14 protein-coding genes are annotated in these 12,697 nt (G+C 62.9%); 6 read left to right on the top strand and 8 right to left on the bottom strand.

Annotated features, from left to right (window positions below):
* From ruvB to ruvA, 8 genes are all read right to left on the bottom strand, one after another.
* On the bottom strand, positions 1–636 hold a 636-nt coding region (ruvB, locus tag GPS82_RS10805), incomplete at its 3' end, for a Holliday junction branch migration DNA helicase RuvB (protein ID WP_296494455.1).
* 31 nt (positions 637–667) lie between these two features.
* Positions 668–1,531 (bottom strand): alpha/beta hydrolase, encoded by an 864-nt coding sequence (locus GPS82_RS10800; RefSeq protein WP_296494454.1) that lies wholly within the window; start codon positions 1,529–1,531, stop codon positions 668–670.
* Positions 1,532–1,555: 24 nt separating this feature from the next.
* Positions 1,556–2,266, bottom strand: a complete 711-nt coding sequence (locus GPS82_RS10795) for an ABC transporter ATP-binding protein (RefSeq protein ID WP_296494451.1) — start codon at positions 2,264–2,266, stop codon at positions 1,556–1,558.
* The gene (locus tag GPS82_RS10790; protein WP_296494450.1) at positions 2,263–3,027 is read right to left on the bottom strand and encodes an ABC transporter ATP-binding protein; all 765 of its coding nucleotides are present in this window, start codon (positions 3,025–3,027) and stop codon (positions 2,263–2,265) included. The genes GPS82_RS10795 and GPS82_RS10790 overlap by 4 nt, the downstream gene beginning before the upstream one ends.
* Complete coding sequence (locus GPS82_RS10785) at positions 3,024–3,995, bottom strand: branched-chain amino acid ABC transporter permease (protein WP_296494448.1); 972 nt, start codon at positions 3,993–3,995, stop codon at positions 3,024–3,026. The genes GPS82_RS10790 and GPS82_RS10785 overlap by 4 nt, the downstream gene beginning before the upstream one ends.
* Entirely contained in the window at positions 3,988–4,908 is a 921-nt protein-coding gene (locus GPS82_RS10780) for a branched-chain amino acid ABC transporter permease (RefSeq protein WP_296494445.1), read from the bottom strand. Before GPS82_RS10780 ends, GPS82_RS10785 begins: the two co-directional genes overlap by 8 nt.
* A gap of 25 nt (positions 4,909–4,933) precedes the next feature.
* Entirely contained in the window at positions 4,934–6,130 is a 1,197-nt protein-coding gene (locus tag GPS82_RS10775) for an ABC transporter substrate-binding protein (RefSeq protein WP_296494443.1), read from the bottom strand.
* A gap of 77 nt (positions 6,131–6,207) precedes the next feature.
* On the bottom strand, positions 6,208–6,780 hold the full coding sequence (gene ruvA / locus GPS82_RS10770) for a Holliday junction branch migration protein RuvA (protein WP_296494440.1): 573 nt from the start codon (positions 6,778–6,780) through the stop codon (positions 6,208–6,210).
* A gap of 54 nt (positions 6,781–6,834) precedes the next feature.
* On the opposite strand from ruvA, the gene GPS82_RS10765 reads away from it, so the two are divergent.
* From GPS82_RS10765 to aroE, 6 genes are all read left to right on the top strand, one after another.
* The gene (locus tag GPS82_RS10765) at positions 6,835–7,839 is read left to right on the top strand and encodes a PhoH family protein (RefSeq protein ID WP_296494437.1); all 1,005 of its coding nucleotides are present in this window, start codon (positions 6,835–6,837) and stop codon (positions 7,837–7,839) included.
* A complete protein-coding gene (gene ybeY / locus GPS82_RS10760) occupies positions 7,836–8,279 on the top strand; it encodes an rRNA maturation RNase YbeY (RefSeq protein WP_296494434.1) in 444 nt (147 codons plus the stop codon). Before GPS82_RS10765 ends, ybeY begins: the two co-directional genes overlap by 4 nt.
* Positions 8,280–8,301: 22 nt before the next feature.
* Positions 8,302–9,039 (top strand): Crp/Fnr family transcriptional regulator, encoded by a 738-nt coding sequence (locus tag GPS82_RS10755; protein ID WP_296494432.1) that lies wholly within the window; start codon positions 8,302–8,304, stop codon positions 9,037–9,039.
* A gap of 55 nt (positions 9,040–9,094) precedes the next feature.
* Positions 9,095–11,158: an RNB domain-containing ribonuclease gene (locus tag GPS82_RS10750; protein ID WP_296494428.1), complete on the top strand. Its 2,064-nt coding sequence runs from the start codon at positions 9,095–9,097 to the stop codon at positions 11,156–11,158.
* A 2-nt stretch (positions 11,159–11,160) separates the two neighbouring features.
* Positions 11,161–12,009, top strand: coding sequence for a TonB family protein (locus tag GPS82_RS10745; RefSeq protein ID WP_296494457.1), 849 nt, complete (start codon positions 11,161–11,163; stop codon positions 12,007–12,009).
* 21 nt (positions 12,010–12,030) lie between these two features.
* Positions 12,031–12,697: shikimate dehydrogenase (gene aroE, locus GPS82_RS10740; protein WP_296494425.1), on the top strand; the 667-nt coding region annotated here is incomplete at its 3' end.

Raw genomic sequence — 12,697 nt, 5'->3', positions numbered from 1 at the left:
CACCTTGAGCAGGCCGGCGCTGCGCTTGACGATGCGCGCCAATTCCTCGGGGGTGTAAAACTCCAGCCGCGCAACAATGCCAAAGCGATCGCGCAACGGGTTGGTCAGCATGCCGGCGCGGGTGGTGGCACCCACCAGCGTGAAGGGCTGCAGGTCGAGCTTGATGGAGCGCGCCGCCGGGCCTTCGCCGATCATGATGTCGATCTTGTAGTCTTCCAGCGCCGGGTACAGGATTTCTTCGACAACCGGGCTCAAGCGGTGGATTTCGTCGATGAACAGCACATCGTTTTTTTCCAGGTTGGTCAGCAGCGCGGCCAGGTCCTTGGGTTTTTCCAGAACCGGGCCGCTGGTCTGGCGCAGGTTCACACCCAACTCGTGCGCGATGATGTGGCTCAGCGTGGTCTTGCCCAGACCCGGCGGGCCAAACAGCAGCACATGGTCGAGCGCCTCGTCGCGCATCTTGGCGGCGCTGATGAAAATTTCGAGCTGTTCGCGCGCCTTGGTCTGGCCCACGTACTCCTGCATCAGCTTGGGTCGCAGCGCGCGCTCAATCGCCTCCTCGTTGGGCGAGGCGGGTGCGTTGGACACCACTCGCTTGGGCGGCGCCGGGGCAAAGTCGTCGGTTTGAATACTCACAGAAGGCTCAATTCAGCGGCAAAGACAGTCACTATAGCGCCAGCCTGGTCGCCAGCCACTGGCACAGGGAACTGGCGGGGTTTTCAAAGCCGTGAATGCCACGGTAATGGTCGGCGTCAGGCAGCGCGCTGAGCTCGCCGGTATTGCCCGCGCCTTGCCATGCCGCCAGGAAACTGCTGGCCTGGCGTTCAAATTCCGGCGTTTCTTCGCCGCCCCAGTTCACCCAGATCGGCGTTTTGCAAGGCCGCACGCCAAACATCGGTGAATTGCGTCGGATGATGCCGTCATCAAGCTGGATCATCGGCTGCAAATAGCTGTAGCGCAGCGGCGCGATGTCGTAAATGCCACTCACCAGCACTGCAGCGGCAATCGGATCGGCGGGCAGGCCATAGTCCTCAACCCAGCGCGTTTGCAGGCACATGGCGGTCAAGTGGGCGCCTGCCGAATGGCCACCCAGCGCCACCCGCGCCGGGTCGCCGCCATATTGGGCAATATGGCGGTGTGTCCAGGCCACGGCCGCGCGCACCTGGCGCGTGATTTCGTCCAGCGTCACCGCCGGGCACAGGGCGTAGTTGACGACCACGGTGGTGATGCCCAGCGCCTGCAAGCCCAGCGCCACACAGCTGAATTCCTTGCTGGAAAAAGCGCGCCAGTAACCGCCGTGAAGGAACACGAACACCGGCGCATTGGGCACATCGGCCGGAAAAATGTCGAGCGTCTCGGCCAGCGTGGGGCCGTAGGGCACATCCAGCACGCAGTGCAAACTCTGCCTGGCCAGCACTGACTGCGCGACGTAGTGCTTGGCCGGCGCCATTGGGTCGGCCAACTTGATGGCGGGGTTGTACTGCGCATCCAGTTGCGCCTGGGTTTCAAAGTCACGGTAGAGAAGGGTCATGGCGCGATGCTCGATGGAGAAGAACTACACGCCAATATACCGCTGCCACAGGCCCGGCTCGGCCGCCAGCCGCTCGGAGTCGCCCTGCCACACCACCTGCCCGCGTTCCAGAATGCTGTGGTGATGCGCCAGTTTGATCAGCCGCTGCACGTATTTGTCGATCACCAGAATGGTCTGGCCGCGACGACTCAGCTGGTGCAGGCATTGCCAGATGTCCTCGCGCACCAGCGGGGCCAGGCCCTCGGTGGCCTCGTCCAGAATCAGCAGATACGGGTTGGTCATGAGGGCGCGGCCGATCGCCAGCATTTGCTGCTCGCCGCCAGAGAGTTGGTTGCCCATGTGGCGCACCCGCTCAGCCAGGCGCGGGAACAAATCGAACACCGACTCCAGCGTCCACGGGTCTGACGCGCCATTGCGGTTGGCGGCAAAGGCCAGCAGGTTTTCCTGGACCGACAGGTTCGGAAAAATCTGCCGGCCCTCGGGCACCAGCGCCAGGCCCATGCGGGCAATGCGGTCAGGCGTCAACCGATCGATGCGTTCACCGCGAAAACGCACACTGCCCGACCGGGCCGGCGTCAGCCCCAGGATGGATCGCACCGTGGTGGTTTTGCCCATGCCATTGCGCCCCAGCAGCGTGGCCACCTCGCCGGGCTGCACGGCAAAACTCACGCCAAACAGGACCTGGCTGGCGCCGTAAGCCGCCTCCAGTTGCTCAACTTCCAGCAACGCGCTCATGCGGTGGCCTCCTCATCGTCGCCCAGGTAGGCCAACCGCACCTCGGGGTGCTGGCGGATTTCATCGGGTGTGCCGCAAGCAATCACCCGGCCGGACACCAGGGTCGAGATGCGGTCCGCCAGGCGGAACACCGCATTCATGTCGTGCTCCACCAGCAACAGCGTGGTCTCACCGCGCAGGCTCTGCAGCAGGCTCAGCATGCGCTCTGACTCGTCGGGCCCCATGCCGGCCATGGGCTCGTCAAGCAACAGCAATTTGGGCCGGGTGGCCAGCGCCAGACCAACCTCCAGTTGGCGTTGCTCGCCATGCGACAAGGCGCCGCCCAGCCGATGGACTTGCAAACCCAAACCGACCCGCTCGGCTATCTCAAAGGCCTGGGCATAACGCCCGGCATCACGCCGCGCCGCCCGCCAGAAGTTCAGGCTGTGGCCGGCGTGGGCCTGCACCGCCAGCCCGATGTTGTCGAGCACCGACAGGCGCTGAAAGATGCAGGTGATCTGGAACGAGCGCGCCAGCCCATGCGCCACCCGTTTATGCATGGGCATGCGGGTGATGTCGGTGCCGTCAAAGTGGATGCGCCCGGCGTCAGGCTTCAATGCCCCCGAAATCAGCTGGATCAGGGTGGTCTTGCCTGCGCCGTTGGGGCCGATCAAGGCATGGATTTCGCCCGCCTGCACACTCAGGCTGGTGTGATCGGCGGCGCGCAGGCCGCCATAAGACTTGACCAGCCCGTCCACCTGCAGCAGGGCGCCAGGGCTCATGGCGCCTTCCCTTTGCGGCCAAGGCTCAGCAGCCCGTTCGGCGCCAGCAGCACCACGGCGAGCAACACCGCGCCCAGGCCAAATTGCCAGTGAATGGTGTAGCTGCTGAGCAGCTCTTCGAGCACCAGAAACACCACGGCGCCGGCCAGGCCACCGTACAAATGGCCGACGCCACCCAGAATCACCATCACCATCAGCATGCCCGACTCGCTCCACTGCATCATGGATGGGCTGACAAAGCCGCCCTGATGCGCCAGCAACGCGCCGGCCAGGCCAGCGAGTGCACCCGCCAGCACAAAAGCGATCAGCTTGAAGCGGTACACCGGGAAGCCAATGGCGGCCATGCGTGTCTCGTTGTCACGCATCGCCTGCAAGGCGTGGCCAAAGCGGGAATTCAGCAGGCGCTGCACCGCCAAAAACACCAGCGTGGCGAGTGCCAGAACCAGGTAGTAAAAGGTGGTGTCCTGGCTCAAGTCCAGGCCAAACCCGAGCGCAAAGCGGCCATCGAGCGGCAGGCCATCGTCGCCGCCATAGGCTTTGAGCGACACCATGAGGTAATACAGCATCTGGGCAAAGGCCAGCGTGATCATGATGAAGTACACGCCCCGGGTGCGCAGGCTGATGGCCCCGATCAGCAAGGCAAAACCGCCCGCTGCCACAAAGGCCAGCGCCAGCGCCAGCCAGGCGGAATTGACGCCGTTTTGCATCAAAATGCCCGCCGCGTAAGCCCCCACGCCAACAAACGCCGCGTGGCCAAAACTCACCATGCCGCCAAAACCCAGAATCAGGTTGAGGCTGGTGGCCGCCAGCGCATAGATCAGAATACGGCTGGCCACACCCACATAAAACGCCTGCCCCCAGGCTTGCGCCAACGCGGGCAGCAACACCAGGGCGATCAGCAAAACGAGGCCGGTGCGCCAATGCAGGGGGTGGTCAAGCAGACCGGATTTTGACTCGCGCTCAGCCATGGGCAGGAAACAGCCCTTGCGGCTTGAAAAAAAGCACCGCTGCCATCAGCACATAGATCAGCACGGCAGCCACAGCGGGGCCCGCATGGGTCGCCAGCTCCGGCCCCATGAGGCGCTCAAAGACAAAAGGAATCAAGGTGCGTCCGGCGGTGTCCACCACCCCCACCAGCAGCGCGCCCAGCAGCGCGCCGCGGATCGAGCCAATGCCGCCGATCACAACCACCACAAAGGCCAGAATCAAAATGCTTTCCCCCATGCCAACCTGCACCGCCAGCAGCGGCCCGAGCATGCCGCCAGCCAGCGCGCACAGGCCCGCGCCAATGGCAAATACCACGGTGAACAGGCGCCGCACATCGACCCCCATGGCCAGCGCCATCTCGCGGTTCGACGCGCCGGCGCGCACCTGCATGCCCATGCGGGTGCGCGTGACCAGCAGATACAGCAAGCCGGCCGCCGCCAGGCCGACCGCGATGATGAACAGGCGGTAAGCCGGATAACTGAAACCGGGCAGCAATTCGACCGGACCCGCCAGCGCGGCAGGCGGGTTGAGCGCGATCGGCTGCGAGCCCCAGACCATGCGCACCACCTCGTTGCTCATCAGCAAAATGGCAAAAGTGCCCAGCACCTGGGACAGGTGGTCGCGCTGGTACAGGCGTCGCAGCACGCTCAACTCCAGCAGCGCACCCAGCAGCGCCGTGGCAACAATGCCAAGCGCCAGCCCCGTCCAGAACGAGCCGCTGGCCAGCGCGATGCTGGCTATCAGGTAAGCCCCGATCATGTAGAGCGAGCCGTGCGCCAGGTTGATCATGTCCATGATGCCAAACACCAGCGTCAGCCCGGCGGCCAGCAGGAACAGCATCAAGCCGAACTGCAGACCGTTGAGCGACTGTTCCAGAACCAGGATGCCGGTCATTGCGCGGGACCCACCTCAAACGGTATCAAAGCGCAGGCATTTTGCATTCGCCCACATAGGCATCGGCATGGTCTTTGAACACCGTTCCCAGCGTGCGGTTGGTGACGCGGCCCTGGGCGTCCTTGGTGATCACGCGCAGGTAGTAGTCCTGGATCGGATAACCGTTGGTGTTGAACTTGAAGGCGCCGCGCACCGAGTCAAATTTGGCGGCGGCAATGGCTTTGCGCACCGCAGCTTTGTCGCTCAGATTGCCCTTGACATCGCGCACTGCGGCATCCATCAGGCGGGCAGCATCGTAGCCTTGCGATGCATACAAAGTGGGCAGGCGGCCGTAGTCTTTCTGGAAGTCGGCGACAAAGCGCTTGTTGACCGCATTTTGCATATCGTGCGCCCACTGAGAGCTGTTGAACATGCCCAGCATCGGCTCGCCCACGGCGCGAATCACGTCTTCATCGGCCGAGAAACCCGGGCCGAACAGCGTCATGTCCTTGGACAAACCGGCGCCGACAAACTGCTTGATGAAGTTGATGCCCAGGCCACCGGGCAAAAAGATGTAAACCGCATCGGCACCCGAGGCGCGCATTTTGGAGAGCTCGGAGCCGTAATCCAGCTGGCTCAAGGGGGTGTAGGCCTCAGAGGCAATCTGGCCCTTGAAATAGCGTTTGAAACCGGCCAGCGCGTCCTTGCCCGCCGGGTAGTCGGGGGCCAGCAGGGCGACTTTCTTGAAGCCCTTGTCCTGCACCGTCTTGCCCACCGCTTCATGCAGGTTGTCGTTCTGCCAGGCAACGTTGAAGAAATACGGGCTGCACTGGCTGCCGGCATACTGCGACGGGCCGGCATTGGCACTGATGTAGAAGGTTTTGCTGTCAAAGATGGGCTTGCCCACGGCCAGCATCACATTGGAAAACACCACGCCGGTCATGAAATCCACCTGGTCGCGCTTGACCAGACGGTCGGCGGTTTGCTTGGCGGCATCGGGCTTGCCCTGGTCGTCAGCCACGATCACCTCGACTGGCAAGCCACCGAATTTGCCGCCCGAGTGCTTGAGCGCCAGGTTGAAGCCGTCGCGAATGTCAATACCCAAACCCGCGCCAGGGCCGGACAAGGTGCTGAGCATGCCCACCTTGACCTTGTCGGCGGCTTGTGCCGGCCCGGCCATGCATAGCAGGGCGGCGGCCGCTGTCAGGGTAACGCGCAGGGATTTGGGACCAATTGTTTTCATCAAAATATCCTATCAGGGGTTGAACAGAAAATGAGCCAACAGGCAATTCGGATCGCCATTGTCGCGGAGCTTTCAAACTATTTCGCCAGCGCCTTCAGCGCTTGCTTGATGCCGTCGCTGACACCAATGTCCTTGGGCAAGGCTTTCAGCGCGGCGGCGGCCTCACGGTCGTTGTAGCCCAGCGCCAGCAGCGCCTGCAAAATGTCGCCCTGGGCGTCGCTGGCGATGCTGCTGGGCACGCCAATGTCGGGGCCGAGCTTGCCTTTGAGCTCGAGCAGCAGGCGCTCGGCGGTTTTTTTGCCGATGCCGGGCACCTTCATCAGTCGGCCGCCCTCCTGCAGCGTGACGGCCTGAGACAGTTCGGTCACGCTCATGCCCGACAGCACCGACAGTGCCGTGCGCGGCCCGACACCCGATATCTTGATGAGTTCGCGAAACGCCGCGCGCTCAGGGCTGGTGGCAAAGCCATACAGAATCTGCGCGTCCTCGCGCACCACAAAGTGCGTCAGCAACGTCAACCTGGCGCCCAATTCGGGCAGGTTGTAGAAAGTGCTCATGGGCACAAACACCTCGTAACCCACGCCGTGGCAGTCGACGATGACCATCGGTGGATTCTTGTCGTCCAGGGTGCCCGTTAATTTGCCGATCATTTTGTGCCTATCATGTGGGAGTATTTCAGTTCCAATTTTCAGGAATTATCAGCTTTGATCCTCCGACATATTTTTTCGCCTCCCAACAACACCCGCCTGGCGCACTTGTGCGGACCGACAGACGAGCACTTGCGCACCATCGAAGCCGCGCTGCAGGTCAAAATTGCGCACCGCCACGAGCAGTTCAAGGTCGACGGCCTCAAGGCCAACGCCAAGCGCGGCATGGAAATGCTGCAGGCGCTCTACGAGATCGCCGCGCGCCCGATCGAGCCGCGCACCGTGCAACTGATGCTCTCGGGCGATGGCGATGTGAACGGCGCCGAGGGCCCGTCGCTCAAGACCAAACGCGCCGACCTCAAGCCCCGCTCCATCAACCAGGCGCATTACCTCGACAGCATCGCCAGCCACGACATCACCATCGGCATTGGCCCGGCCGGCACCGGCAAAACCTACCTGGCCGTGGCCATGGCGGTGGATGCGCTGCAGCGCAGCACGGTGCAGCGCATTGTGCTGACGCGCCCGGCGGTGGAGGCCGGCGAGCGCCTGGGCTACCTGCCGGGTGACCTGGCGCAAAAGATCGACCCGTATTTGCGTCCGCTGTACGACGCGCTGTATGACCTGATGGGCTTTGAGGCCGTGCAAAAGGCCTTTGAGCGCCAATCCATCGAGATCGCGCCGCTGGCCTTCATGCGCGGGCGCACGCTCAACACCGCCTTTGTGATCCTGGACGAGGCGCAAAACACCACGCCCGAGCAGATGAAAATGTTCCTGACCCGCATCGGCTTTGGCTCCCGGGCGGTGATCACCGGCGACGTCAGCCAGATCGACCTGCCAAGCACCCAGCTCAGCGGCCTGATCGACGCCGAGCGCGTGCTCAAACAGGTCGAGGGCATTGCCATCTGCCGCCTGACCAGTGCCGACGTGGTGCGGCACCCGCTGGTGGCGCGCATTGTCGATGCCTACGACGCTCCCGGGCGTATCGGCATCCAGCGGCGCGATGATGCCGAACCCCTGCCTGCCCCGGCATCCTCCCGCAGCCCCCGACGGAACACCCCATGAACCAGCTCACCCTTTCACTGCAATTTGGCAAGTTCGACGATGCGCCGCTGCACCGCGCCGCCCTGCCCCGCCACAAGGTCGCCCGCTGGCTGCGTGCCGCGCTGCAGAGCGACGCTGAACTCACCGTGCGCATTGTCGACACCGCCGAGGGCCAGGCGCTCAACCGCGACTACCGCAAGAAGGACTACGCCACCAACGTGCTGACTTTCGACTACACCCAGGAGCCGGTCGTCACGGCCGACCTGGTGCTGTGCGCGCCGGTGGTGGCCCAAGAGGCCAAAGAACAGGGAAAAACTCTCGAAGAGCATTACGCGCACTTGCTGGTGCACGGCGCGCTGCACGCGCAGGGCTGGGACCATGACGAAGAAGAAGATGCCCAGGTGATGGAACTGCGCGAGAGCGATATCATGGCGCGGCTCGGGTTTGAGAATCCTTACTGAAACCGTCAACTTTTCAAAAACCATGTCAAAAACACCGATCGCGCCACCACCAGACCCCAGGCTCAACCAGATCCTTGGGCGGCTGCCCGCTGAAGAATACGAGCGCTTGCTGCCTGACCTGAAGCTGGTTCCCATGCCGCGCAACTGGACCATGTCGGAGTCTGGCGACCACGAGAGCTACTTGCACTTCCCGACGTCCGGCATCGTCTCACTGATTTATGACCTTGAAAACGGGTCGTCGAGCGAAGTCGCGCTGGTCGGCAACGAGGGCATGATTGGCATCTCGATCTACATGGGCGGCGACAGCCTGCCCAGCAGCACCGAGGTGCAAAGCGTCGGCTTCGCCTACCGGCTCAGCCGCAAGGTCATGAAGCATGAGTTCGCACTGGGCGGCAAACTGCAACAACTCGCGCTGCTGTATAGCCAGGCGCTGATTTGCCAGACCTCTCAAACGGCCGTGTGCAACCAGCACCACTCGATCGACCAGCGGTTTTGCAGATGGCTGCTGATGAGCATGGACCGCCTGCAGGGCGACAAAATGGCCATCACCCAAGAGCAGATTTCGCACCTGTTGGGCATCCGCCGCGAAAGCGTCACGCAAACGGCGGGCAAACTGCAAAAAGATGGCCTGATTACCGTGGCACGCGGCAGCATCACCGTGGTGGATCGCGCCAAGCTCGAAGAACGGGTCTGCGAGTGTTATGCCGCTGTCACTGAAGAATGTGCGCGCTTGCTGCCGATGCCCCGAGCATCGAAGTAGGCCAACCCGAAGGTCATGCGCCAAGGGTTGCCGCCAGCCATGGGACAATTCAGCCATGTACTTACTATTTGAAGAAACCGGCAAATTTCTGGCCGGACGCATGCTGTCCGAGGCGGACTCGTCGGCGCAGGTGGAGCTGGACTCGGGCAAGCGCGTCAAGGTCAAGGCGGCCAACATGCTGCTCAAGTTCGACAAGCCAGCGCCGCATGAGCTGATGGCCGCCGCGCAGGACGTGGCCGCCGCCATCGAGCTTGACATGGCCTGGGAGTTTGCGCCCGAGGGTGACTTTGGTTTTGCCGAGCTGGCACGCGACTATTTCTCGGAACACGCCACGCTGGAGCAACAAGCCGGCACGCTGATGGCGCTGTATGACGCGCCGCACTACTTTCGCCGGGCCGGCAAGGGCCGTTTTAAAAAGGCATCGAGCGACATCCTGGCCCAAGCCCTTGCTGCCATCGAGAAAAAGAACCAGATCACGCTGCAAATCGCGGCCTGGGTCAAAGAGCTGAGCGAAGGCGTCTGCCCGCAAGCCATCCGCGACCAGCTTTACAAAATTTTGTTCAAGCCCGACAAGAACGCGCCCGAATACAAGGCGGTGGTCGAGGCCTCGCGCGCCACGCATCTGGGCCCGCTGGACCTGCTGATGAAGGCTGGCGCCATTGACTCGCCTTACCAGTTCCACTGGAAACGCTTTCTGCTGGAGAACTTTCCCAAGGGCACCGGTTTTCCCAAGTTTGACGCGCCGCTCATCAAGGACGAGCTGCCACTGTCACCCGCGCGCGCGTTTTCGATTGACGATTCGGCCACCACCGAGATCGACGATGCGCTCTCAGTCCAGGGCCTGGGCAGCGGCACCGTGGTGCTGGGCATTCACATTGCTGCGCCCGGCCTGGCGATCCAACCCGGCAGCGCCGCCGACCTGCTGGGCCGCGCGCGCCTGTCCACGGTCTACATGCCGGGCTACAAGCTCACCATGCTGCCCGACGAAGTGGTGCAAAACTACACCCTGACCGAGGGCTGCGACTGCCCGGCGGTGTCCCTGTATGTGACACTGGATGAAGCCACGCTGGAGATCAAGGCCTCGGAGACCAAGCTTGAGCGCGTGCACATTGGCGCCAATTTGCGCCACGACCAGCTCGACGCCGTGGTCACCCTGGAGTGGCTGCAAGACCCAACCTTCATGCACGACATGGACCCTCCACCGCTGCAGCACAAACGCCCGCAGCTCTCTTTTTTGCATCGGCTGGCGCAAGACCTGAAAGCCAAGCGCGAAGTGGTGCGTGGCAAACCGGAAAACTTCAACCGGCCCGACTACAACTTCAGGCTGGTCGGCAACAACGGCGCCGAGCCGCAGGGCACCGAGCAGGTTCAGATCAGCGTGCGCCAGCGCGGCGCGCCGCTCGATCTGATCGTGTCGGAAGCCATGATCCTGGCCAACAGCACCTGGGGCAGTTGGATGGCTGAACTTGGCGTGCCCGGCATTTACCGCAGCCAGGCCTCGATGCTGCCCGGTGTCAAGGTGCGCATGGGCACCCGCGCCCTGCCGCACGCCGGCATCGGCGTCAAAAGCTACGCCTGGAGCAGCTCACCGCTGCGCCGTTATGTGGATTTGCTCAACCAGTGGCAGATCATTGCCTGTGCCCGCCACGGCAAGACCGCCGCGCTGGTCGCGCCCTTCAAGCCCAAGGATGCCGAGCTGTTTTCGATCATCTCCAGCTTTGATGCCGCCTACTTTGCCTACAACGGCTACCAGAACGCCATCGAGCGCTTCTGGACACTCAAATACGTGCAGCAGCAAGGCCTCAGCGAGATCGAGGCCACCCTGTTCAAGGACAACCTGGTGCGCGCCGACCACCTGCCGCTGGTGCTGCCGGTGATGGGCGCGCAAGGCTTGCCGCGAGGCGCCCGGGTGCGCGTGAAGCTGGGCGACATCGACCTGGTGTCATTGGACATTCATGGCACCGTGACCGAGCGGCTCGATGCCGAGCCCGATGTTTTCGACGCCGAGGAAGAGCAGGACGACGACGCCGTGGTCGGCCCGATCACCATTGCCGTGGACCTGAGCGATGCCGACGCCGCCCCCAACGCGCCTCCCGCAGAGGCCACCGCCACCCCGTGAAACTGCTGCCGCTCAGTACCCTCCAAATCGCCCTGGGTGCCTCCATCGCAGTGCACGCGGCGCTGCTGACCGTGCGCCTGGTTGACCCCCAGGCGCTTAACCGGGTGCTGCAGGACAACACGCTCGAAGTGATTCTGGTCAACGCAAACACCCAGGAGCAGCCAGACAAGGCGCAGGCCATTGCCCAGGCTGCGCTGGCCGGCGGTGGCGAAGAAAAATCGGGGCGTGCCAGCAGCCCGTTGCCGCCGGCCTTGCTCAACACCGACGCGCAAGACAACGAGCAAGAGCTTGAACGCCAGATGCAGGAACTGGAGGCGCAGAAGCACCTGCTGCTGCAGGTCAAGAATATGCTGTCCAGCATGCCGCCCGAACAACCGCTCAGGGAAGCCCTGACCCCCGACCAGGTTCAGCGCGAGCAAAAGCAGAAGCAACTTGTCAAAGTGCTGGCTGAAATAGAACGCCGCATCAAGCTGGAAAACGCCAAGCCCAAAAAGCGCTACATCAGCCCGGCCACGCGCGAGGCGGTTTATGCGCTGTATTACGACAAATTGCGCCGCATCATTGAAGACCGGGGCACACAAAACTTTCCCCAGGCGAAGGGCCAGAAGCTCTATGGCGAACTCATCATGGTCATCAACATCAACCGTGACGGCCGGGTGCTCTCAACCGAAGTGGTGCAGAGCTCTGGCAATCGGGCGCTGGACCGGCAGGCGCGCGCCATTGCCAGCAGTGCGGGGCCGTTTGGTAAATTCACGCCAGCCATGCGCCGCAAGGCCGATGAAATCGCCGTGGTGTCGCGCTTTAACTTCACCCGCGACGACACGCTCGAAACCAGACTCAGCGCTCAATAGACCCAACATCCCAAGCCACTAATGACCACCGACCTCTACTGCGTGATGGGCCACCCGGTTTCCCACAGTCGCTCGCCCTGGATACATGCCCGTTTTGCCGAGCTAACCGGCCAGCCACTGCACTACGAAAAGCGCGAGATCCCGCTGACCCACTTTGACGCCAGCGTGCGCGCTTTCATCCGTGAAGGCGGGTTGGGCTGCAACATTACCGTGCCATTCAAGTTTGAGGCCGCAAAAGTCGCCACCCAGGCCAGCGAGCGCACCTTGCTGGCGCAGGCCGCAAATATATTGACCTTCAGGGACGGCCAGATTTTTGGCGACAACACCGATGGCATTGGCCTGGTCGACGACATCGAACGCAACGCGGGCTTGTCCCTCAAGGGCTTGCGCCTGTTGCTGATAGGCGCCGGCGGTGCCGCCGCTGGCGTGCTGGGGCCGCTGCTGCAAGCCGGCCCGGCCCACATCAGCGTGGCCAACCGCACGCTGCACAAAGCCACCGAACTGGTGGCGCGCCATTTGCCGTTGGCAACCCAAAACAACACCGAACTTCAAGCCCATACCCTGCACGGCCTGGGCGATGCCTTTGATTTGGTCATCAACGCCACGGCGACCAGCCTGAACGGCGCTGCGGTGCCCGTGGCAGACCGCGTTCTGAAGCCCGGTGCCCTGGCTTACGACATGATGTACG

It is taken from the genome of Rhodoferax sp. (genome assembly GCF_011391645.1).
Lineage (GTDB): Bacteria > Pseudomonadota > Gammaproteobacteria > Burkholderiales > Burkholderiaceae_C > Rhodoferax.
This window is presented reverse-complemented; position numbering and strand designations above follow the sequence as displayed.